Here is a 23,199-nt window from a genome sequence, read left to right as displayed (position 1 = left end):
GGTTAAAAAAGATGGTAGCGCTGGGCCAGTGGCAGTTCGGTGGCCGGCTCACAGGTGAGCAGTTCGCCATCGGCGTGCACTTCATAGGTTTGCGGGTCCACCGTCAGGTGCGGGCATTCGCCGTTCAGTTTCAGGTCACCCTTGCGCACTTCCCGCACGCCTTTGCAGGCAGACAGCGGGCTGTCCAGGCCCAGCTCTTTGCCAACACCGGCATCAATGGCGGCCTGGCTCACGAAGGTGAGGCGGGTGGCACTGGCGGCTTTGCCGAAGGCGCCGAACATGGGGCGGTAGTGCACCGGCTGGGGCGTGGGGATGGAGGCGTTGGCGTCGCCCATGGGCGCAGCCGCAATCATGCCGCCCTTGAGGATGGTGGCCGGCTTCACGCCGAAGAAGGCCGGGCTCCAGAGCACCAGGTCCGCCAGCTTGCCCACTTCCACGGAACCCACTTCGTGCGCGATGCCGTGGGTGATGGCGGGGTTGATGGTGTACTTGGCGATGTAGCGTTTGGCCCGCAGGTTGTCGGCGCCCAGGTCCTCGTCTTCCGGCAGCAGGCCGCGTTGCTGTTTCATTTTGTGGGCGGTCTGCCAGGTGCGGCACACCACTTCACCCACCCGGCCCATGGCCTGGGAGTCAGAGGCGATCATGGAGATCACGCCCATGTCGTGCAGGATGTCTTCGGCAGCGATGGTTTCACGGCGGATGCGTGAGTCCGCGAAGGCGACGTCTTCGGGGATGTTCGGGTCCAGGTGGTGGCACACCATCAGCATGTCGAGGTGTTCGTCGATGGTGTTCACGGTGTAGGGCCGCGTGGGGTTGGTGGACGACGGCAGTACGTAGTCCTTGGAGCACGCGGTGATGATGTCCGGCGCGTGGCCGCCACCGGCCCCTTCGGTGTGATAGGTGTGGATGCAGCGTTCCTTGAACGCGGCCAGGGTGTCTTCCACAAACCCGGATTCGTTCAGGGTGTCGGTGTGGATGGCCACCTGTACGTCGTATTTGTCGGCCACGGTCAGGCAGTTGTCGATGCTGGCCGGGGTGGTGCCCCAGTCTTCGTGCAGTTTCAGGCCCATGGCGCCAGCCTGGATCTGCAGTTCCAGGGATTCCGGCAGGGAGGCGTTGCCTTTGCCCAGAAAACCGATGTTCATCGGCAGGGAATCCACGGCCTGGAGCATTTTGCCGATGTGCCAGGGGCCGGGGGTGCAGGTGGTGGCGTTGGTGCCAGTGGCCGGGCCGGTGCCGCCGCCAAGCATGGTGGTAACGCCGCTCATCAGGGCTTCTTCGATCTGCTGCGGGCAGATGAAGTGGATGTGGGCATCGATGCCGCCGGCGGTGAGGATTTTGCCTTCACCGGCGATGACTTCGGTGCCGGGGCCCACGACGATGTCGACATCCGGCTGGGTGTCCGGGTTGCCGGCTTTGCCGATGGCGGCGATGCGGCCTTTCTGGAGGCCTACGTCGGCTTTGACGATGCCCCACCAGTCGAGGATCAGGGCGTTGGTGATGACGGTGTCCATCACGGCGGCGTCTGCCCGCTGGCTCTGGCCCATGCCGTCACGGATGACTTTGCCGCCGCCGAATTTCACTTCGTCGCCGTAGTGGGTGTGGTCTTTTTCCACTTCGATCCACAGGTCGGTGTCGCCCAGGCGTACCCGGTCGCCTACTGTGGGGCCGTACATGTCGGCGTAGGCTTGTCTGCTGATTTTCATGCTATCCCTCGTTTATCTGCTTGGGTGCAAGAGCAAGTGGCAGCGGCTTTCCAAAACACGCTCAAGCACATCCCTGTGGCGCTTGGGCTCCGGCATCCCTGCCTCCGCACAGTTTTGGAAAGCCACTCCCACTCGCTCCCCCGACCATCAGTTTTTGTCCAGCTTGCCCATCACTTCCTGGCGGAAACCGTAGATCTCGCGGTTGCCGGCGAACGGAATCAGGGTGACGGAGCGTGTCTGGCCCGGTTCAAAACGGATCGCGGTGCCGGCGGCGACGTCCAGGCGGTAGCCGGTGGCCCGTGCTCGATCAAACTCCAGCGCCGGGTTGGCCTCGGCGAAGTGGTAGTGGGAGCCGATCTGTACCGGCCGGTCGCCGGTGTTGGATACGTCGATTTCGATGCGTTCACGGCCAACACACAACTCGATGTCGCCGTCTTTTAACTGGAATTCGCCAGGAATCATGTCGGGCTCCTTACACGATGGGGTTGTGGACCGTGACCAGCTTGGTGCCATCCGGGAAGGTGGCTTCCACCTGTACCTCGTGAACCATGTCGGCCACGCCGTCCATCACGTCTTCACGGGTGAGCACTTCGGTGCCGGCGCTCATCAGTTCGGCCACGCTGCGGCCTTCCCGGGCGCCTTCCATGATTTCCGCGCTGATCAGGGCCACGGCTTCCGGGTAGTTGAGCTTCAGGCCTTTGGCTTTGCGGCGTTCGGCCAGCAGGGCTGCGGTGAACAGCAGCAGCTTGTCTTTGTCTCTGGGTGTCAGTTCCATGGGTGACTCCGTTGTCTCAGGTAAGCCAGATTCTGGGTGTGTGGGCCGGTACACCGGCGAGCATAGGGCGCAGCAGGTGCCAGGCCTGTTCGCACAGGGCCCAGGCTTCGTTGCGTTCGCTTCCCAGGTAGCGCAGCAGCAGTACGCCACGGCGCCGGGTGACCGCCCAGCGGTTGTTGTCCGGTAGTGCTTCGCGCAGCCGTTCGATGGCACTGGCTTCGTCTTCCAGGCCGACCGCCCAGAGGGTGGCCTGGACGGTGGCGCCGCCCTGCCCCCAGTGGCCGGTGAAGCGCCGGTGTTTCGGGTCCAGCAGTTGGCGCTCCAGCCACAGGGGGTTGCCGTCCAGGCTCAGGTGAAAGCGTTGTTCCAGTTCGCCGGTGGCAAACGGCAGTTTGCTGGCCGGGCGGCCCAGGGCGAGGACTTCCCAGCCCAGGGTGCGGGCGCCGGTTTCCAGTTCGATGGTGGTGGTCTGTTGGCCCCGGGAGCCGTCGAAGGCGATGGTTTCCTGGGGCAGGTATTCGAGGATGGCGTCTTTCGCCACGTGCAGCCGAGTGTGCTGGCCCCAGGCCACGCCGTGGCTGTCGGCTTTGTAGAGTTTGGCCGCCGCCGGGGTGGTCAGCAGGGCGTGGCTGCCTTCGCCGGCACTGGCTTCAATCCGCAGTTCGTCCCCGCTGACCAGCCCGCCGGGCGGGTGCAGCAGGTACACATGACAACAGCCGTTTCTGCCTTCGGGGTAGAACGGGCGCTGCACCCGCAACGGGCCGTGATGGCGGCGGCGAACCAGCCGGGAGATCCGGCCGGCATCGCCTTCGTTGCGGGCAACAAAACCAAGCTCCAGCGACGCCGCCCAGCGGCGGCTCTGGTCGAAGCGGTGCCCGGAGGCGTAGTCGGCAATGGGCTGATACGCGGTCATACAGTCAGGTGCTTCTTGATCAGTTCGTCGGAGAGTTCGGCTATCTCGCCTTCGGCAACGCGGCGCCCCCGATCGATGATGGCAAAGCGGTCAGCGTATTTGCGGGCGAAGGGCAGCTTCTGTTCCACCAGCAACACGGTCAGGCCGTCTTCTTCGATCAGCTTGCGGATGACTTCGCCAATCTGGGCCACGATGTTGGGCTGGATGCCCTCACCCGGCTCGTCCAGGATCAGCAGGCGTGGCTCGATCACCAGCGCCCGGCCAATGGCCAGTTGCTGCTGCTGGCCACCGGAGAGGTCGCCGCCGCGCCGGTGCTTCATTTCCTTGAGCACCGGGAAGAGTTCGTACACCCGCTCGGGGATCTTCTTGCTGCCATCCTTGCGAACGGCCAGGCCGGTGCGCAGGTTTTCTTCCACCGTCAGCAACGGGAAGATCTGCCGGCCCTGGGGCACGTAGCCGACGCCCAGGCGGGAGCGGTCTTCGATTTTCTTTCTGGTGAGTTCCACGTCGCCGGCATATTCAATGCGGCCGCTCTTCGCGGTTTCTTCGCCCATGATGCATTTCATCAGGGTGGTCTTGCCCACGCCGTTGCGGCCCATCACGCAGGTGCACTGGCCCTGGGGCACGTCTACATCCAGATCCCAGAGCGTGTGGCTTTCGCCGTAATAGTGGTTGAGCTGTTCAATCTTGAGCATCAGGCCTCCTCCCCGAGATACACCTTGATGACTTCCGGGTCATTGGAGACCTGATCCATGCTGCCTTCGGCCAGCACGCTGCCCTGGTGCAGCACGGTGACTTCGCGGGCGATGGAGCGCACAAAGCCCATGTCGTGCTCGACCACCACCACCGACTGTTTGCCGGCCAGGCTGGTGAGCAGCTCGGCAGTGCGTTCCATTTCCTGCTCGGTCATGCCGGCGACGGGTTCGTCCACCAGCAGCAGGCGGGGCTTCTGCATCAGCAGCATGCCGATCTCCAGCCACTGTTTCTGGCCGTGGGAGAGAATGCCGGCCGGGCGGTCCCGCAGGCTTTGCAGGCCGATCATTTCCAGCACTTCGTCGATCTGGTCCCGGTACTCGGGCTTCATGATCGCGGTCAGCGTGGGCAGGATGCGTTTGTCTGCGGCCATGGCCAGTTCGAGGTTTTCAAACACGGTGAGGGCTTCAAACACCGTGGGTTTCTGGAATTTGCGGCCAATGCCCAGGCTGGCGATGTCCGGTTCGTTCATGTTCAGCAGGTTGTGGCGGCTGCCGAACCAGACCGAGCCGGTATCCGGGCGGGTTTTACCGGTGATGATGTCCATCATGGTGGTTTTACCCGCACCGTTGGGGCCGATGATGCAGCGCAGTTCGCCGTCATCGATGGTCAGGTTGAGGTTGTTGATGGCCTTGAAGCCGTCAAAGCTCACGCTGACGTCTTCCATGTACAGGATCGGCCCGTGGCGCACATCCACCGGGGATGCCTCCGGAGCCAGAAAATCGAAAACCTGGTCCCGGTTGGTGAGTTGGTCCAGTACGCTCATGCGGCCACCTCCTGTGCGTTGGCGCCATCGTCATCCGTGGCTTTGCGACGTTTCTGCAACAGCCCGGCAATGCCTTTAGGCAGGAACACGGTCACCAGTACGAACAGCGCGCCCAGGGCGAACAGCCAGGCGTCTGGCATCACGCCGGTGAACACGGTTTTGGCGTAATTGACCAGCACCGCGCCAATCACGGCACCGTAAAGCGTGGCCCGGCCACCCAGGGCGACCCAGACAACGATTTCAATGGAAAACAGCGGTGAGAACTCGCTTGGGTTGATGATGCCCACCTGGGGCACATACAGCGCACCTGCCACGCCCGCCAGCATGGCGGACACCACAAATACGAACAGCTGCACCCGCTCCACCCGGTAACCCAGGAAACGTGTACGGGCTTCGGCGTCGCGGCAGGCCACGCTCACCCGGCCCAGCTTGCTGGTGACAATGCCCCGGCACACCACATAGCCAACGGCCAGGGCGATGCCGGTGGCAATGAACAGCCCGAGGCGGGTGCCATCGCTGCGCAGGTCAAAGCCGAGAATGTCTTTGAAGTCGGTCAGCCCGTTGTTACCGCCAAAGCCCATTTCATTGCGGAAGAAGGCCAGCATGAGGGCGAAGGTCAGCGCCTGGGTGATGATGGAGAGGTAGACACCGGTCACCCGGGAACGGAACGCCAGGAAGCCGAACACGAAGGCCAGCGCGCCGGGCACCAGAAGCACCATGGCAAAGGCGAACCACGCCATGTCGAAGCCATGCCAGTACCAGGGCAGTTCCTGCCAGTTCAGGAACACCATGAAATCCGGCAGGATCGGGTCGCCGTATACGCCCCGGTCGCCAATCTGGCGCATCAAGTACATGCCCATGGCGTATCCACCGAGGGCAAAGAAGGCACCGTGGCCGAGGCTGAGGATACCCAGGTAGCCCCAGACCAGATCCACCGCGACCGCCAGCAGGGCGTAGCACAAGTATTTGCCCAGCAGCGTGACCGTATAGGCGCTGACGTGCAGGGCGCTGCCTTCCGGTGTGGCCAGGTGCAGGATGGTAACCACGACCACCGCAGCGGTCAGCAGGCCCAGAAAGATTTGCGTTGAACGCTCCTGTAAAGGCCGGAGCAGCCACATATTGGAACTCGTCATGACTCAGTTCTCCGCTGCCCGGCCCTTCTGGGGGAACAATCCCTTCGGGCGCTTCTGAATAAACAGGATGATCAATACCAGCACCATGATCTTGGCCAGAACGGCACCCGCCCAGGGCTCCAGAATCTGGTTGATGGTGCCCAGGGAGAGGCCGGCTACGAGTGTGCCCCAGAGGTTACCCACGCCGCCGAACACCACCACCATGAAGGAGTCGATGATGTAGTTCTGGCCCAGGTTTGGCCCCACGTTGGTGATCTGCGACAGCGCCACGCCGGCCAGCCCGGCCACGCCGGAACCCAGGCCGAAGGTGAGGATGTCCACCCGGGTGGCCTTGATCCCCATGGAACGGGCCATTGCACGGTTTTGGGTCACGGCCCGAACTTCGAGCCCGAGACGGGTACGACGCATGATCAGCATCAGCCCGGCGAACACCACCAGGGCAAAACCGATCACATACAGACGGTTGAGCGTGAGCGAGAGGGCTTCGTTGATCATGATGGAGCCGCTCATCCACTCCGGCGTGACTACCGTGCGGTTCAGGGGTGAAATCACGGTACGCACCAGCTGCTGCAGGATCAGGCTGATACCGAAGGTGGCCAGCAGGGTTTCCAGCGGACGGCCCTTGAGGAACTGGATCACGCTGCGTTCTATGGCGATGCCGGCCAGGGCCGCCACCAGAAAACCAGCCGGAATCGACAGCACCAGCGCCAGCCCGGGCTGACCCGGCAGCATCTGTTGCATGCCCCAGGTGGTGTAGGCGCCCAGCATGATCAGCTCGCCGTGCGCCATATTGATCACGCCCATCACGCCGAAGGTAATGGCCAGGCCAATGGCCGCCAGCACCAGTACGGAGCCAAGCGATAGCCCAAAGTAGAGGGTTTCAGCGGCGTGGTTGATCTTCAGCTTCTGTTCAATACTTGCCAGCGCCTTGCTGGCAGCGGCGGCCAGTGCCGGATCGTCGCCGTTAGCGGCGGTATTCAGGGCAGCCCGTGCCGTGGGGTTCAGGCTGCCGGAGAGCACGTCGATGGCCTCGGCATCGCCCTGCTCCAGCCGGTGAATGGCGATGGCGTTGGCGAGCATGGCGCGAACGTCGGCGTTTTCTTCCTCGGCCAGACGTGCTTCCAGTTGCTCAGCCAGGGTGGCATCCACGTCGCCCAGCAAATTGCGGGCGGCGTCCAGCCGGCCTTGCGGATCGGTGACGGTCAGGTCAATCACGGACAGGATGCCGTCCACCTGCGCGCGCATGGCGTTGTTCACGCGTACGGTTTCCAGGTCACGCCGGGACATTTCGCCGAGGTTGTCGCCACTGAGGGCGTCGGCGATTTCCCAGTCACGGCCACGGTTGTTCAGTACGATGACGACGTTGCCGGTGTCTTCAACCACCGCCAGCTTGCCGCCCCGGAAGGCTTCCAGCCAGCCACGGGCGCGTTCGTCACCGGTTTCGGAAATCTCTTTTAGCAGGCCAAGCTTCTCGGCCTGGTTGGCCTCCACCAGCTGTTTGAGGAGGTCGCGGGCGGTATCGTCCTGTACCTGGGCGGTCGCCAGCATGGGCCCGAGCGCCAGGCACGCAGCCAATACGATCCTGGCGAGCAATCGGTAGATGCTCATGGTTCATTCCTGTTGGCGTTTTTGTGAGGAGAGAGCAAAAGGCCGGGCAGGCCCGAAGGCCCACCCGGCAAACCGCTTGATCGTCAAGCACTTACTCTGAGGCACCACCACACTCGCCGGTGGCAACGTTGAAGTTGCCGCAGCGCAGGGGAGCACGCCAGTCACTGATCATGTCCCGCGAACCGGGCAGGAAGTCAGACCAGGCATCGCCAGCCACGGTGGACGGGGTTTCCCAGACCACGGAGAACTGACCGTTGTCCTGGATTTCGCCAATCAGCACCGGCTTGGTGATGTGGTGGTTCGGCATCATGGTGGCGTAGCCTCCGGTCAGGTTGGGCACGCTGACACCGATGATGGCGTCTTTGACTTCGTCCACGTCGGTGGTACCAGCCTTCTTGACCGCTTCGATGTACATGTTGAAGCCGATGTAGTGGGCTTCCATCGGGTCATTGGTGACCACGGTGTCGTCGCCTTTGTAATCGATCCAGGCGTCGATGAAGTCGTAGTTGGCGTCGTTATCAACGCTCATGAAGTAGTTCCAGGCGGCCAGGTGGCCAACCAGGGGGCCGGTGTCGATACCGGAGAGTTCCTGTTCACCCACGGAGAAGGCAACAACCGGGATGTCGGTGGCGGAGATGCCCTGGTTACCCAGTTCACGGTAGAAAGGCACGTTGGCGTCGCCGTTGATGGTGGACACCACCGCGGTTTTCTTGCCAGCGCTACCGAAGGCCTTGATGTCAGAAACAATGGACTGCCAGTCGGAGTGACCGAAAGGCGTGTAGTTGATCATGATGTCGCTGGCCGCTACCCCTTTGTCTTTGAGGTAGGTTTCCAGGATCTTGTTGGTGGTGCGCGGGTACACGTAATCGGTACCGGCCAGAACCCAGCGCTCCACACCGATATTGTTCATCAGGTAATCCACTGCCGGAATTGCCTGCTGGTTGGGCGCCGCACCAGTATAGAAAACGTTCTCGGAGGATTCCTCACCCTCGTACTGTACCGGGTAAAACAGAAGGCCGTTCAGTTCTTCCACCACCGGCAGTACGGACTTACGGGATACCGATGTCCAGTTACCGAAAATAACGTCTACTTCTTCCTTTTCGAGCAGTTCGCGAGCTTTCTCAGCAAAAAGCGGCCAGTTTGACGCAGGATCAACAACGACCGGCTCCAGTTGACGGCCCAGAACACCCCCTTCCTCATTCTGCTTTTCAATCAGCATGAGCATGGTGTCCTTAAGGGCTGTTTCACTGATGGCCATGGTGCCGGACAGAGAATGCAGGATGCCGACTTTGATGGGGTCTTCCGCGGCAACGGAGCTGAGAGAGACAGACAGCGCCAGGGCGGAGAGGCCCACTTTCACGTGTTTTTTAATACTCATTTTGTGCGTCCTTTTCGTTGGAGTGTGAGTCGCCGAACTCGAAACAGCCATCTGCATCTGCCGTTCCAACACCCCAAAAAAAGACTTAAAAACAATCAGTTAACTAGTATACAAGCATTCCAGCGCCCATAACTCCAGCAATATCACCAACCTCTGGGCCTGCTTTTGGTGCCACCACTCATAACACGCACCACCTTAGTGCATACGCTGGCGTATACAATTTTAGCTATATACATCTAACTCTCTGATTTAAAGAGACTTGGCACCAGCTGCACCGGAATGGCACGGGCCTTGCGATTTCACATGTATACAAGTTGCATGACTCATGAGGACGCACCATGCCCCAGACCCTCGGATGGACCATCCCCGACTGGCAGCAGGCCTACAAAGAGGGCGCCAAGCCTGCAGATCTGCTGATGCCCCTGATCCGTGAACTGAAGGACGCGGACCCCGCCTGGATTTCCCGGCTGTCTGAAGACACTCTGAAAACCGCTTTGACCGAACTGGCCGGCAAGGTGGAGGCCGCCGGGGGCGACCTGGAACAGTTCCCGCTTTATGGCATTCCGTTCGCGGCCAAGGACAATATTGATGCCGAGGGCTTTGAAACCACGGCTGCCTGCCCCGCCTACGCCTACCAGCCGGCGAAAGATGCTGCCGTGGTGAGACGTCTGAAGGCAGCGGGCGCCATCCTGATCGGCAAGACCAATCTGGACCAGTTCGCCACCGGGCTGGTGGGTACTCGCTCACCGTATGGTGCCGTTCCCAACAGCTTTAAACCGGACGTGATCAGCGGTGGTTCCAGCTCCGGATCCGCCTCTGTGGTGGCACGCGGGCTGGTGCCTTTTGCCCTGGGCACAGACACCGCCGGTTCCGGCCGGGTGCCCGCCGGTCTGAATAACCTGGTGGGACTGAAGCCAACCAAAGGCTGGTTCAGCATTGACGGTGTGGTGCCCGCCTGCCGGTCCCTGGATTGTGTATCGGTGTTCGCGCTCACCATCAACGACGCCAGCACCGCGGCGCAGTCCCTCGGCGGTTATGAGCCCTCCGATGCGTATTCCCGCAGGCACCCGCAAAGCCTGCCCCTGGATGCGCCGGCCCTGCGACGCCCGGGCCCGCCCAAACGACTGGCGGTTCCCGCCAACCCGCAGTTCCACGGCGACCCACTGGCAGAAGCCGCCTGGATCACAGCCATCGAGCAGTGGCGACAACTGGACAGTTCGCTGGAACTGGTGCCCATCGACTTCGGCCCCATGCTGGAACTGGCCGCCCTGCTCTATGAGGGTCCCTGGGTGGCGGAACGTCACGCGGCGGTGGAACACTTCATGGAAACCAACGCTGACGACATGAACGACACCGTTCGCGCCATCATCAACAACGCGGGCCGGTTTTCCGCAACCGGCACCTTCAAAGCGCAATACCGCAAAGAAGAGCTGATCCGTGAGATTGACACGCTGCTGACCGACATCGACGCCCTGCTGGTGCCAACTGCGCCCACGGCACCGACTATCGAACAGGTAAACGCAGACCCCGTGGTGCTCAACAGCCAACTGGGCACCTACACCAATTTTGTAAACCTGGCTGACCTGTGCGCCCTGGCCGTACCGGCCGGCTTCCGGGATGACGGCCTGCCCTTCGGCGTGACCCTGGTTTCCGGCGCCTGGAAAGACCACGAACTCCAGGCCCTGGCCAGCCAGTGGCTGAATGCCCATCCCACACCGCTGGGCGCAGTGGACAAACCACGCAAAGCCGAAGTCATCACTCCCCAAAAGGCCGTACCCATGGTGCAGGTGGCGGTAGTGGGCGCTCACCTTTCCGGCATGCCACTGAACACTCAGCTCACCGAAAGAGACGCCCGGTTACTGGAGCAGACCACAACCTCCGCCAACTACCGGCTTTATGCCCTGCCCGACACCACGCCCCCCAAACCCGGATTGCAGCGTGACCCGCTTGAGGGTGAGGCCATCCGGCTGGAAGTCTGGGAAATGGCTGCCTCGGAATTCGGCTCGTTCGTTGATCTGATTCCCGCTCCTCTGGGCATTGGCAACGTCGAACTGGCCGATGGCCGCTGGGTCAACAGCTTCATCTGTGAGGGCTATGGCCTGGAAGGCGCCCGGGGCGTGACGGAATTTGGTGGCTGGCGCGCCTATATCAACGCGCTTAAAGCGGGAGATGCCTGAGCGACTGTTCCTCTGCTGAGTATCAACACATGAGCCAAACCGGCAAACGCAAAGCCTCCATGGCCGACCGGGTGTACGAAGCCCTGAAGGATGACATCTTCGAGTTTCGCCTGATTCCCGGCGACAAATTCAGTGAAGGTGACGTAGGCACACGCCTGAACGCTTCCCGGACGCCGGTCCGGGAAGCTCTTTACCGGCTTCAGCGGGAGGGTTATGTGGAGGTGATGTTCCGCAGCGGATGGCAGGTCAAACCCTTCGACTTCCAGCAGGTGGAAGAACTCTACGACCTGCGCATCACCCTGGAACAGGCCGCCATTCACAAGATCTGCAGCCAGCCGGAGGAACCCTCCGTAATCCGAACGCTGACCACCATCTGGAACCCCGACCACCCTTCCGAGCGCGCCGTGGGCAGCACCGTCCGGGCTCTGGATGAAAGCTTCCACTGCGACCTCGTGGCGGCCGCCGGCAACCGCGAAATGACCCGTATCCACCGGGAAATCACGGACCGGCTGCGGATTATTCGGCGCCTGGATTTCACCCGCGACGAACGAGTGGACGCCACCTACAACGAACACGCGACCATTCTGGCAGCGTTGCGACGTGGCCAGGCCGATGAGGCCGCCAACAAACTGGCCAATCACATACGCACCAGCCAGAAAGCCGTCAGAGCCATCACCATGGAGCGCATCCGGGAAGCCGCACACCGAAATCAGGCGGATGGAACGCCCACCGAAGAGGGTCCGGGGAAACAATGAACCTCAATTCACCCAAATGCGGACACGGCGTAGGAAAAGGCTTACACATCACCTATCCAATATCCGATATTCACCTTTTCTGAAACCGGTACACTGACCATGTCAGGGATGACAAGCCGGCAAGGATGTTGGCTCAAGGAAGAAAACTCCACGGATCGGGAGTTGCCCAAAGGAACCGGGCCAGAGGGACGAAAAGGACATAGCGCCACGGATGCGGCGCAGCCTGAAGGATCTAGGCAGGGGTCAGCCACGGAATCCGGGAACCACAAGGAATGTGGTTCCTTCCGTGCACCGGCCCGACTTTTCAGATGTTCCCACCCTCTCCTCTGCACCTACCTGAACATCGGATGCCAAGGCTTGTCACGCCTGCACCCCCAATAATGACCGATGTCTTCAGGAGAGTATCCATGAAACCAACGTCTCTTTTCGCAACACTGATTCTGCTGTTCACCCTGGCCACCGGCACTGTCTACGCCGGCGAGCCTACCCCCGTCAACATCAATACCGCCGACATCGCCACCCTGGCCCAGCTGGATGGCATTGGCGAAAGCAAAGCCCAGGCAATCATCGAATACCGCGAGAGCAACGGCCCCTTCAAATCCGCCGAGCAACTGTCTGATGTCAAAGGCATCGGCGCTCGTACACTGGAAAAGAACGCCGAACGTATCACCGTTAAATAAAAAAACCGGGCGGCCTGGCCGCCCGGTTTTTTGGTCAATTATTAAACTGTCCTAAGCAATCCGCGGGATCAATCAGATTCCTCAAGCGGGTAACGGTACTGGTAGCCATCGGAGGATGGGCGAACGACACCATGCTCCAACTGCCACTGCCAGGAGCGGGCGATTGCTTCTCTGATCTGGCCATCTGTCATTTTTTTTGCCAATTCCTTTTTCGCTTCTCGTCCTATGCCAGTGCTCAGGTCATATAGCATGTAGGCTTTGACCAAGTCTTTTTCAGTACCTAGCCCATTTTCGAAAAACTCTGCGGCATATGCTTGGGCGGATCCATCATCTTTTTGAACCCCCTTCATAATCCACTCGAATGCTTTATCTATATCTTTCTCAACTCCACGGCCTTCTCGATAACTCCATGCAAGATTGTATATGGAGATGGGTGCCCCAGCTTCTGCTTCTTTTTTGAGCCAATACATATATTTTTTTTCATTTTTTTCAACACCCATTTCGGGGTTGCCATCTCGATAGACCTTCATGAGATCTGTTTGCCTTGACAACATCCCCCTCTCAGCAGCTTCTGTCATGTATTTCAACCAGTTACTGGAACTCTTTTCTACGCCCATGCCATACCGATAGATTCTAGCCAGTTCGGAATAAGCTTCAGCGGCACCTTGGTCTGCAGATTTTTGGAGCCAAAATCGTCCCTTTTCTTCATCTACGTCTACATTCTCTTCATCAAGACCATATAGATAGGCTGCTCCAACCAAATATTGGGCTCTCATATCACCTGACTTTGCCTTGGTAAGATTGGCCTCGAAATCTTGGCTATAGAAAATTTCTACAACGTTATCCCCTTTGAAAGCCAGCTCAGCAGACAAAAGAGGACAAAAAACTACTAAAAAGACACCAAGAAACCACCTAATCATTTTGAAAGCTCCATAATATAATCCTCCCTCGGCATCGGCCCCAGATCTGGCATATACCATAAGGTAGCCACAAGTTTTCCCTCTCTGGCTTGGATGTCTACATCATGACTGATCGTGCTCCGCTCGTTTGCAACCTCCAAGCTGAACCCAGAAGGCTCAGGAGGAAAATACTGAATCCCCCAATATCCTTTGACTCTGAAGCTCGAGCCGGCTGGCCATGCTGATCTACCGGAAAAAGCTCTCCACCAGCATACATCGCCCCCCCCCCCCAAATACCTCTCTTTACCTTCTGGAGATTGATGCTTTAACCAAACAGTCAAAGCACCCGACAACCCCACCGGAAAATTCAGCGTTACCTTCAAGTTGAACTTCTTAAAGCCACCACTACTAACATCATCCAACCAATTTGGCGGCATTAAGGTCCCGCCCCAAGAGTCGATATTTCTAACCACATCCATATCAAATTCAATCCCACTGAACACCATCTTCCGGGATTCCTGTTCCTCCTGCATAGACTGGAACGGTTGAAAACGGAAGGTTTCCTGCTCTTTTCCATAGAGGCTACGCCTCAACCAGGTTACGATGTTATTTGGTACCAGCTTAACCAGTAGGATAGGCGCCAATCAGCATCACAACGCCGATGATAAAGGGGATGAGAACGAGTGAGGAAGTCGCCAGGGCTAGGCCGGTAATCCCCGGCCCACCGAGAAATGCTTGGGACGGAATTTGGAACGCAATTCGCCCCGTCAAGTCAACAAAACTGGAAAAGAAAACTGAACGAACCACCGTTAAATAAAAACCAGTCAGCAATGCCGTCCGGTTTTTTGGTCATTTCTGAAACTGTCCTAAACAATCCGCGGGATCAATCAGATTCCTCAAGCGGGTAACGGTACTGGTAGCCATCGGAGGATGGACGAACGACACCGTGCTCCAACTGCCACTGCCAGGAGCGCGCAATCGCTTCTCTGATCTGGTCATCTGTCATTTTTTTTGCCAGTTTCTGTTTCGCTTCTCGTCCTATGCCAGTGCTCAGATCATATAGCATGTAGGCTTTGACCAAGTCTTTTTCAGTACCTAGCCCATTCTCGAAAAACTCTGCGGCATATGCTTGAGCAGCCCCATCGTCTGCTTGAACCCCTTTCATGATCCATTCGAATGCCTTATCTATATCCTTCTCAACTTCCAGACCTTCCCTATACCTCCATGCCAAATTCCTGATGGAGATAGGCACCCCTGCTTCCGCCTCTTTTCTTAACCAATATACGTACTTCTTTTCATTTGGTTCGACGCCAATTTCTGCCGCTCCATCTCGGTAAGCATCTGAAAGTTCAATCATCGCTCTAGAAAAATTTTGCTCCCCCGCCAGTGTCATATACTTCTCCCACTTCTTCGCATCTTTTTCCAAACCGACACCATTACGATAGAGCATAGCCATCGCGTATTGAGCTTCTGCTGCACCTTGATCAGCAGATTTCCTCATCCAATAAACACCCTTATCCTGATCCTCATCTACGCCAATCTCATTATTTCCAAACAAAAAAACCCTAGCGATTAAATATTGGGCTCTAGGATCTCCATTTTCAGCTCTAAGTAGATTTTTACTAAAATCCTGATTAGCCACCTTCACCCAAATATCATCATTTGGAAACAATATCTCCGAGTGAGATGGAACTGAAAAAAGCAAAACCAGTGCAATTAAAAATATTTTAATCACTCAACAAACTCCAAAACATAATAATCTTTTATAACCGCACCAACCTCAGACCGATATCCAACACTAGCCAACACTCCAGTTCCATCATCGACTATACTGGATTCATAAATAAGAAAACTTCGATCATCACGCTCCTCCAACCGAAAGCTTGGCTCATTAGAAACAAAGGGATCATCTCCACGTATAGAATTACCATGCCTATCCATCTTTAACAAATCACCTTCAGAATACTTCGATGCAGTTAAATGCTGTTCTTCTCCCGCCGAATCCTGATAGCTAAGATTAATCGACAGATCCCCAGACATTTTTTTAGGAAACGCTAGAGTTACTGTCAGACATAGGGCATTCCGCCCACCATTCCTAATTCCAGTCTTCCAGTTTGGCGGCATTAAGGTCCCACCCCAGGAGTCAACATTTCTAACCACATCCATATCAAACTCAATCCCACTGAACACCATCTTCAGGGATTCCTGTTCCTCCTGCATGGACTGGAATGGTTGGAAACGGAAGGTTTCCTGCTCTTTTCCGTAGAGGCTACGCCTCAGCCAGGTCGCGATGTTATTCGGCACCAGTTTGACCAGCAGGTAGGCGCCAATCAGCATCACGACACCGATGATAAAGGGGATGAGAACGAGGGAGGAGGCCGCCAGGGCAAGCACTCCACCGCCAATAGCAAGCCCGCCCATAAAGGCTTGAGTTCGGACCCGGGACCGCAACTCGCCTCTGCGTGCCATCGACTCCGCTTCGGCCAGGGCCATGAAACCATCGATAATGCCAATCACGGCCCCGGCCACTCTCAAGCCATTGCCAATTCTGAGGTATTGTGTTCCCCGCGCTGCCTGGGTGTACGCCATCTGGCCACCGGCTGCCAGACCCCGGCGCATACTGTGGTCACCGGCGACTTCAAACGTCACCTGCAACACCCCCAAGGTCGGACCCAGCATTTTCCACCAGTTCTCCAGACTCTCGGGCTTGTCCTTCAGGGCACTGCCGGCCTCAAAGAAACTGACGAGAACACAGAGGGCTTCAATGAATTTGGTGCTCCCATCGGCTCCTTCCAGGCGGCTTTTCTGTTTTTCCAGCTCGAACATCATGATCTGCTGGTCCAGCAGGGGAATGGTCACAGGCTTTCCACCCGCGGCGATAGCGTCGCGATCGACACCGTCTACATACCCGGCAAACCGTTCGAGGTCGGTCTCAGTCACCTGCCAAAGTACCCGAACACGGGTTTCATCACTCACTTCAACATCGGGAAGGTTGCCGCCAACGCGGGCTCCATCCTCACGTGTTTCCAGGTACTGATACTCCCCCTGGTTATTCTGAAGGGGTTTGCCCGCCCGGTTCGCCTGATAACTGACAGACCTTTGATAGCCCCCCATGGTCATTTCCATCTCGACGACGTACCGAGCCCCGGAACTGTCTCCCTCATCAGGCGCCGTTACCAGATTATCAATTTGCAGAAGCCGGGCGTAACGCACCATCGGGCGGGTGTCAGGAGAAATTGATTCCCCTCTCGAAGCCTGGTCGGCTGAGGATTGGCCGATCAGAGCCCCGCAGGCTCCCACGACCGTGGCTCCAAGGTGGGAAAGGGAATTGCGCATCGCGTTGAAGTCGCTAGAACCTTTGCAGAGCATTCTCCGTGCTACTGGCTTGCTCCTGAGCGGCTGCTTCCACAGACTTCGTTAATTGGTTTAGGCCATGACAGACGGACAACTAAATCGCAAGTATCAATCAACGCGGCGAATGAATCCGCCCCCTATCTCAATATTATGTTCTTCCTGCCAGGCTTGGGACTGTCGAAGGGCTTCGTCGATTTGTTCCTGAGTCATTTTTTTGGAAATACGCTGTTTGCTTTCGATGCCAGCAGTGCCACTTAAGTCGTAATATTTGTAGGCTTTGACAAGATCAACCTCTGTGCCCTTACCCCTCTCATAGCATTTTGCAAAGGCCATAAAACCTGCTCTATTCCTTTTTTCATACTTAGACGAGATAGCTTTTTTTAACCACTCAAAATATTTCTTATTGCTTTTTTTAACGATATCGCCATCATAATAGATGCCGGCGAGATGAGCTGCCGACCTTCTATCTCCAGCATTTCCGGCCATGCTTAGCCAATACACACCTTCATCAACATCGTAATTATATAGCTTTTCCCATTTCTCGCCCAAATAGGCCATGCCCAGCATGCGCTGTGAGAGAATATAACCACTGTGCGCCGTTCGGGTTGCCAATTCTCTTGCCTTGTCAATATCCTTGTCCGTACAGACTCCGTGATAATACATGGTCGCCAAAGCATGGCCAGCATCGGCAATATCTGCTCCCCAAGCATCTGTTAATAATGAAAAGGATTTTTCGCAGTTTTGGTCTACACGAAACGCCTCATCTCCATTAAGATAAAGCAGACCTAATAAATATTTTTTTTCATAGACGTTCGGTGGAGATAAATCTTTAACCTCTTCCTCAGAAAGACTTTCAAATGCTGCATTAATTGCTTCCCCGGTTGGATCTTGGAATAGAATTTCCGCCTGCACAAAACTACCAGACAGAAAAATCAAAATCATAAAGACTAGATATTTCATTCGACCGATTCCCCTTCTTTTTCTCGATCTTCGATTTTTATAGTCAAACTATCACCTTTTAGAGAATGTGTTTCATGAGACCTGAAGTCGATATTTAGGTCCACCAATGGGCCCAAAGCGTTCTTTTCGTATATTTGTGACCAATTTGTCTCGTAGACATCATCCTTCAACGTGAACTCTGGCCGACTCCCTTCTTCTTCGGGGAGGGAATAGCGGTCTAATTCAACAAGCAGTCTTTCATCGTTTCTTTCTTTATTATATTTCCAGTCAAATATTATTTCTGGCTTATTTTGCGGCGAGAGCTGAAGCATCAGTTCCATGACATCCAACTTCGGCACCCGAACCTTCAGGTTGATTCTGACCAAATCTGCGACACGCTCCTCCTCTTCTCTGCGGGCCTCTGAATCGAGACTGAACCCCAGCATCCCACCGCCAATTGAGGTGCTATCAAAATATTTCGTCGCATCAGGCGCAACCGGTTCCCACGACAGTTCCACCACCAACCCCTGAAACACCATCTCCAGCGAGCTTTGTTCCGAGGCCAGGTCCTCGAACGGCTGTACCTGGCTGGCGTGGTGGCCGACCAGACTGCGGTCGATCCACATCTGGACGGATGGCGCAACCAGGGTGACCAGCCAGGCACCCAACAAGAGGGCCAGGATACCGAAGAAGAGTCCCACAGCGAGTCCGACGACTACGCCTGCGCCAATCACCAGAAGCGTGCTGATACCACTGACCACCCCGAAACCACCCATGATCCTCTGGTTATCGGCGGTCAGGCTCTGGCCCACCCGTCTGGCACGTGATGACTCGGTCAATTTACGCATTCCGTCCCAGATTGAGAGTGTTCCACTCGCCACACCGAGCAGTCCCCCGCCCAGTTTCCAGCCGCGGGCATTGACCAGTTTTCCGACCGCCCCTTCAGTACTCTGGCCCAGGCTGGCGACACGAATCTTGTGGTACCCCTCGGCTGCTCCCATACCGGCACTGAGCAGGCTGATCCCCGAACCCAGCAGTCGGGTCCAGTCCGCTCCGTGGTTCTCGTCGGCCAGCAACTCCTGGTCAACCGCCAGTAACACATTCCAGGCGGTCAATCCGAACGCCAGCAACTTGCCGTAGCTGCCAGTGCCAACAATGGTTCCGGCAATATCACGGGCACTCTTGGCGAGATCCGCCCATTGCTGCTGGGCTTGTTCGGCATCATAACTGTCACCCGGCGCACTGTTCGCGACCAGGCGCTGAATCGTCTCCTGATCAAGCCCAAAACAGGGAATCGTAACGGTTACAACAACCCCATTGCCCCCCATGGGGGCAGAAAAATTGCCGCCGCTACTTCCAAACGAGGGCATGGCGCGGTCGGTATCAGCCCCTTTGCTGTTCGTACTGTTCTGATAATGCTGGACGATCTGGCGCTGCCAATGGGCATATTGTGCCATCGTCAACGTAACCTCGATCAGTGTCGCCCGTGGCGCCTCACCTTTCTGCACATCGGGATCACTCATGAAGACCAGTTGTTCCAGGTGCATGAAGCGACGCAAGGTAGGCTTGGTATCGTTGTCGGAACCGCTAATAAGGTCTTGGGTCACGAGTGTCGCAATGGCGTTACCGATCGTGCTGGCGAGTTGACCCTGGATGGGGCGCAGCCGGTTGATAAGATCATCGGAGGAAGGCTGTCGATAATCCAGTTTGAGCGTTGAGGCCTGGAGAGTTCCGAAGCGATCCCCCCAAGCAGCCAGCGTATCCGTCGATAGTTGGCTACCGGCGGGCACCAATGACATCGTTTCTCGCGCCTGGCTTATCAGTTCTGCGTTGTTGGAAAACAGGGCGGCCAGAATGACCGAGCCTTCAGCCATCATAGTCTCGGCAATCGATTGCCAGAGACTACCGCTGGCCGGGGACAGAATACCGCCCCTTAGCGTATTGGCGAGCATGCCACTCAGCCCGAGCCCCATCCAGTAGTCGGTCTTACTGTAGCGGCCTATCAGGTCGGCCAGATGGTGCTTCACCCATAGCGCATAATCGCTATCGTGCAGAGCTAACCGCGCCTCGCAAACGCGGGTTCGCTTTTCGTGACGCTCGGTGAAATCTTTCAGAGCTTGGGTGTCATATAGCTCATCAAGTTGGGCGGCATGCTTCTCGGCCATGCGCTCAGCCTCAGATTTGATGCTGTTGAGCAGAATCTGCTTACGTTGGATATCGTTGTCATATAAGGGGAAGTGTGGCACCACTTCGTTCCCGCGCTCATCCGTTTCGTCACTACTGGCTGCTCGGCGGGCACGCCTCGCGTCTTGCTCGGCTTTTTTACGTTTCAGCTCTTCGATTTCGGTTTGAAGCTGTCGCTTCTGTAGTGCTCGCTCTTCGGCCCCGCGTTGTTGTTCGAGCAAGAACTCTTCTCGCTCAGCCTCGGCCTCTCTGACCGCCTGATTCAACTGATTTCGAGTACGCTGAGCCTGCGCGCGCTCTCTCCGGGAGACATCCTCGTCGGAATGACTTTTCTCTTGAAACTCATCCCGCTCGGCCCGAGCTTTATCGACAGCTTCATCCAGCGATTTCTTCTGACTCGCCGTGTAATTCTCTGCGAAGTTCTCCTTGAACGCGTCGATCGCCTGCTTGCATAGCAGCTTGCGACGATTGTCGTCGCTTTCGCAGACGAAATCCTCGACCTCGGCAAGTGCCTGATGACGATAAGCGTTAAGCTCATCAATAATGGCGGCTTCGTCCTTGACTGCGAGAATTAACCCTTTCCCCTGATAGCGACTGGCTGCATGGTCCAGCCGAAGGTCCATAGCCTCCTTCAGATCCTCTCGGCTATACAGGTCGCGCATCTGGCCGCTGGGCCAGAACTGCGAGCTCAGATCGTCTGCGCCATCGCTGTATTCCGCCACTTTGTCGAGTTCGTCCGTACCATAGGCAAACGGTTGGCTCTGGCCATTCACCCAGCCCTGGATATCGACTTTCTGCATGTGGGCGTCGCGCCACTCAGGATCGCTGCCGATCTTATGAATATGCTCGATGGACCAGGCATGTTCAGAATACGCATAGTAAAGCGTACCCGAGTTGTCCGGATCCGGCAGGGTCACCAAAGAGGCGTGCAACGTGTCGTTTGCCTTGTTATTGCAGGCTTCAGGGAAACTGATGTCATCCAGAGTGACGGGATGCGCAACCTCAAACCTGTAAAACTTGCCGTCACTGGTAATCGCGTATGCGTACCAGTACATGCTATGAGGGTTGTCCTGATCGTAGAAATAAAGGTATCCCTCACGAAGTTGGCGCAGTATGTACTTATTAACCTGACTGCCGGTGCTTTCTGTAATCTCATTCCTGATATCCGCAGGTACTTCACGAGCCACGCGATTGCCGTTTTCATCAATAGACTGGTCGAGCATGATATCGGTGAACTCCCGAACACGGGCTTCATCAAGCTCCGGGATACCACTGTTGCTTTCATTGCGCTGACACACGGCATAACGCACCGGCAATATGGGCAGGCCCTTGCGCTCACAGAATTTGCAACGTTCGCTCGATGCACCAGCTGTCTCTCCCGCAGCGGCATGAGCATTCATCCTTGATGCTGTTGCCATGCTAAGCACTCTCCTCAACTGTTGAAATCGCTTCCCATTCCGTGTCGGTAAGGCGATTGGTCAATCCGATATAACTGGAGCCCCCCACTTGTCGCAGCAGATTCTGCATAAGGGGGTGGCGATAAAAGTCGACGTGACTCACCAGTCCATGAAGCACGAAAGCGGTCATATCCGCGCGTTCGGTCAGCCCGTTTGCATAGGCAGCCACGAGCAGATTGTCGACCAAGCCATCTGTGACAGATGCCTGTTGATCTTCTTCCGGTAGCGCCCAATAGCGCTCAAGGCACCGATTGATCTGGCCAATGCGGTGAATGGCCTGCCACTGTTTGGTGGTTAAGTGAAGGCGCCCCAAATGACGCTGACCACGGTGAGGGGCAATTTCCCGAACCCCATTTTCCTTATCCAGATAAACCCAACGGTCAACCGGGCCCAGCAAGGCAGACAACTGCCAGGGGTCCAGAATCCGCGGCAATTGTTGAAGTACTCTTGGGTCGTAGAATCGTAACAGGGCGGGATTGCCTTTGCGGTCTTGCTGGGAAAGCTGTTTGCTGAGATAAGTGGCTAGCGTTCGGCACGGATATCGCGATACGAGCCAGCCACAAAAAGGGACGGGCTCCAGCAGGTTCGATGATCGCGCATTCCTTTCCCGCAAAAGCTCACCTTCCATATCCTTAGCGGCTTCACTGTCAACACTCTGTAGATAGAGTTTTTGAGATGGCGTTTGTGCGAAAAATGGGTTCTTCACCAATTGCGCGCCTGTCAGTGCCTTACCACTCAGGCTCCGTGCGGGAGTGTTTGATGGATCGATCAAACGATACAACTGGCCAGCTTTTGCAAGCGCCGGAGCATCATGAATGAACGCATTCTCATCAATAGCCTTCACAGTCAGCTCTCCACAACCCCATCACCGCCACTGGCTGCCGATTGGCCCTGACTTGGACAGAGTACGTTTTCCCCCTCCGGCAGCTCCGGCATGGCCACATCCATGCTCGCCGGCCCGCCAAACGCGTGCTGGGCGCCTTTTACATCGATAGTGCCCGGGCCGTGGACCTGGACATCACCGCCTTCGATGCGGATGTAACCGCCGCCGCTGGCAAGCAGGATGCCGTTGGCGGCGTTGATTTCCACGCGGCCTTCGGTGGAGGTGATCTTGACGTCTTTCTCTGCCGTCAGCTCCATGGCGTCACTCTGGGCCTGCACCTGCACCTTGCCCCGGGCGGCAAACAGCTTGATCCCGGCCTTCTGCACGAACAGCGACAGGGCTTCGGAGATGGAGGCCACCAGGCTTTTGCCGGTGGCGATGTTGACGTCTTCGCCCGTGGCCACGCTCAGGGATTTGCCCTGGGCCAGGTGGCTGGATTCGGGCGTGCTCATTGTGATGCCGGCCGGTGAGGCCAGGTGCAGCCAGGGCGCTTTCATCCTTGCGGCTTCGCCTCGGCCACCGCTGTCACTGGCACCGGCGGCGCTGCTCTGGTCACTGTCGGTGAGCTGTTCGCGGGTGCCGTAGGTGTCGTCGGCGTCTTCGCCGGCCTGTTTGAGGTAGGCGGTGGCATTTAGGGCCTCGGCGTTGTGGTCAGCGGCACTCTGGCTGAGGCTGTCGCTCAGTTGCCAGGCACTCTGGATCTGCTGTCGGGCTGGAGTAAGATCAAGTTGGTCGCCGCTGGCGCCGATCTGGCCCCAACTGGTCAGGTACAGGCCTTCGTTGGCCCGGATGGCGCCGTAGGCGTCGGTGCGCAGTTCAAAGCCGGTGCCCCGGAAGCC

Annotated in this window: 20 protein-coding genes; 3 read left to right on the top strand and 17 right to left on the bottom strand. The window is 57.3% G+C overall.

Annotated features, from left to right (window positions below; genetic code table 11):
• Positions 1–2 precede the first annotated feature (2 nt).
• The 9 genes from ureC to urtA all read right to left on the bottom strand — a co-directional run bounded on the left by ureC (position 3) and on the right by urtA (position 9,032).
• Positions 3–1,706, bottom strand: a complete 1,704-nt coding sequence (ureC, locus tag HNR38_RS11810) for an urease subunit alpha (RefSeq protein WP_183704410.1) — start codon at positions 1,704–1,706, stop codon at positions 3–5.
• 147 nt (positions 1,707–1,853) lie between these two features.
• Entirely contained in the window at positions 1,854–2,168 is a 315-nt protein-coding gene (locus HNR38_RS11805) for an urease subunit beta (RefSeq protein WP_183704408.1), read from the bottom strand.
• A 10-nt stretch (positions 2,169–2,178) separates the two neighbouring features.
• The gene (gene ureA / locus HNR38_RS11800) at positions 2,179–2,481 is read right to left on the bottom strand and encodes an urease subunit gamma (RefSeq protein WP_183704397.1); all 303 of its coding nucleotides are present in this window, start codon (positions 2,479–2,481) and stop codon (positions 2,179–2,181) included.
• A gap of 16 nt (positions 2,482–2,497) precedes the next feature.
• On the bottom strand, positions 2,498–3,394 hold the full coding sequence (locus tag HNR38_RS11795) for an urease accessory protein UreD (protein ID WP_183704395.1): 897 nt from the start codon (positions 3,392–3,394) through the stop codon (positions 2,498–2,500).
• A complete protein-coding gene (gene urtE, locus HNR38_RS11790; protein WP_183704393.1) occupies positions 3,391–4,089 on the bottom strand; it encodes an urea ABC transporter ATP-binding subunit UrtE in 699 nt (232 codons plus the stop codon). Before urtE ends, HNR38_RS11795 begins: the two co-directional genes overlap by 4 nt.
• Positions 4,089–4,913, bottom strand: coding sequence for an urea ABC transporter ATP-binding protein UrtD (urtD, locus tag HNR38_RS11785; RefSeq protein ID WP_183704391.1), 825 nt, complete (start codon positions 4,911–4,913; stop codon positions 4,089–4,091). The genes urtE and urtD overlap by 1 nt, the downstream gene beginning before the upstream one ends.
• The gene (gene urtC, locus HNR38_RS11780) at positions 4,910–6,031 is read right to left on the bottom strand and encodes an urea ABC transporter permease subunit UrtC (RefSeq protein ID WP_183704966.1); all 1,122 of its coding nucleotides are present in this window, start codon (positions 6,029–6,031) and stop codon (positions 4,910–4,912) included. Before urtC ends, urtD begins: the two co-directional genes overlap by 4 nt.
• Before the next feature lie 18 nt (positions 6,032–6,049).
• The gene (gene urtB, locus HNR38_RS11775; protein ID WP_183704389.1) at positions 6,050–7,654 is read right to left on the bottom strand and encodes an urea ABC transporter permease subunit UrtB; all 1,605 of its coding nucleotides are present in this window, start codon (positions 7,652–7,654) and stop codon (positions 6,050–6,052) included.
• Positions 7,655–7,745: 91 nt separating this feature from the next.
• Positions 7,746–9,032 carry an urea ABC transporter substrate-binding protein gene (urtA, locus tag HNR38_RS11770; protein ID WP_183704387.1) on the bottom strand — a complete coding sequence of 429 codons (1,287 nt, stop codon included), beginning with the start codon at positions 9,030–9,032 and terminating at the stop codon, positions 7,746–7,748.
• A gap of 338 nt (positions 9,033–9,370) precedes the next feature.
• Here urtA and atzF point away from each other — a divergent pair, with 338 nt between their 5' ends.
• From atzF to HNR38_RS11755, 3 genes are all read left to right on the top strand, one after another.
• Positions 9,371–11,209 carry an allophanate hydrolase gene (gene atzF / locus HNR38_RS11765; RefSeq protein ID WP_183704385.1) on the top strand — a complete coding sequence of 613 codons (1,839 nt, stop codon included), beginning with the start codon at positions 9,371–9,373 and terminating at the stop codon, positions 11,207–11,209.
• Positions 11,210–11,238: 29 nt separating this feature from the next.
• Positions 11,239–11,964: a GntR family transcriptional regulator gene (locus HNR38_RS11760; RefSeq protein ID WP_183704383.1), complete on the top strand. Its 726-nt coding sequence runs from the start codon at positions 11,239–11,241 to the stop codon at positions 11,962–11,964.
• Positions 11,965–12,371: 407 nt separating this feature from the next.
• Complete coding sequence (locus HNR38_RS11755; RefSeq protein ID WP_183704381.1) at positions 12,372–12,644, top strand: ComEA family DNA-binding protein; 273 nt, start codon at positions 12,372–12,374, stop codon at positions 12,642–12,644.
• 68 nt (positions 12,645–12,712) lie between these two features.
• Here the strand turns inward: HNR38_RS11755 and HNR38_RS11750 are convergent, their stop codons facing one another.
• From HNR38_RS11750 to HNR38_RS11715, 8 genes are all read right to left on the bottom strand, one after another.
• Positions 12,713–13,564 (bottom strand): tetratricopeptide repeat protein, encoded by an 852-nt coding sequence (locus HNR38_RS11750; protein ID WP_183704379.1) that lies wholly within the window; start codon positions 13,562–13,564, stop codon positions 12,713–12,715.
• Positions 13,561–14,049 (bottom strand): hypothetical protein, encoded by a 489-nt coding sequence (locus HNR38_RS11745; RefSeq protein ID WP_183704377.1) that lies wholly within the window; start codon positions 14,047–14,049, stop codon positions 13,561–13,563. Before HNR38_RS11745 ends, HNR38_RS11750 begins: the two co-directional genes overlap by 4 nt.
• A 377-nt stretch (positions 14,050–14,426) precedes the next feature.
• Entirely contained in the window at positions 14,427–15,278 is an 852-nt protein-coding gene (locus tag HNR38_RS11740; protein WP_183704375.1) for an SEL1-like repeat protein, read from the bottom strand.
• Positions 15,275–16,912, bottom strand: a complete 1,638-nt coding sequence (locus HNR38_RS11735) for a hypothetical protein (RefSeq protein ID WP_221275799.1) — start codon at positions 16,910–16,912, stop codon at positions 15,275–15,277. Before HNR38_RS11735 ends, HNR38_RS11740 begins: the two co-directional genes overlap by 4 nt.
• Positions 16,913–17,005: 93 nt before the next feature.
• Complete coding sequence (locus HNR38_RS11730) at positions 17,006–17,857, bottom strand: tetratricopeptide repeat protein (RefSeq protein WP_183704371.1); 852 nt, start codon at positions 17,855–17,857, stop codon at positions 17,006–17,008.
• Positions 17,854–21,438, bottom strand: a complete 3,585-nt coding sequence (locus tag HNR38_RS11725) for a T6SS effector BTH_I2691 family protein (protein ID WP_183704369.1) — start codon at positions 21,436–21,438, stop codon at positions 17,854–17,856. The genes HNR38_RS11730 and HNR38_RS11725 overlap by 4 nt, the downstream gene beginning before the upstream one ends.
• 1 nt (position 21,439) lies before the next feature.
• The gene (locus tag HNR38_RS11720) at positions 21,440–22,321 is read right to left on the bottom strand and encodes a DUF4123 domain-containing protein (protein ID WP_183704367.1); all 882 of its coding nucleotides are present in this window, start codon (positions 22,319–22,321) and stop codon (positions 21,440–21,442) included.
• A 2-nt stretch (positions 22,322–22,323) separates the two neighbouring features.
• A partial coding sequence (locus tag HNR38_RS11715) for a DUF2345 domain-containing protein (RefSeq protein WP_183704364.1) occupies positions 22,324–23,199 on the bottom strand: 876 nt, incomplete at its 5' end.

The sequence above is a fragment of the Marinobacter oulmenensis genome, assembly GCF_014201735.1.
In the GTDB taxonomy this organism is placed as follows: Bacteria; Pseudomonadota; Gammaproteobacteria; order Pseudomonadales; family Oleiphilaceae; genus Marinobacter; species Marinobacter oulmenensis.
This window is presented reverse-complemented; position numbering and strand designations above follow the sequence as displayed.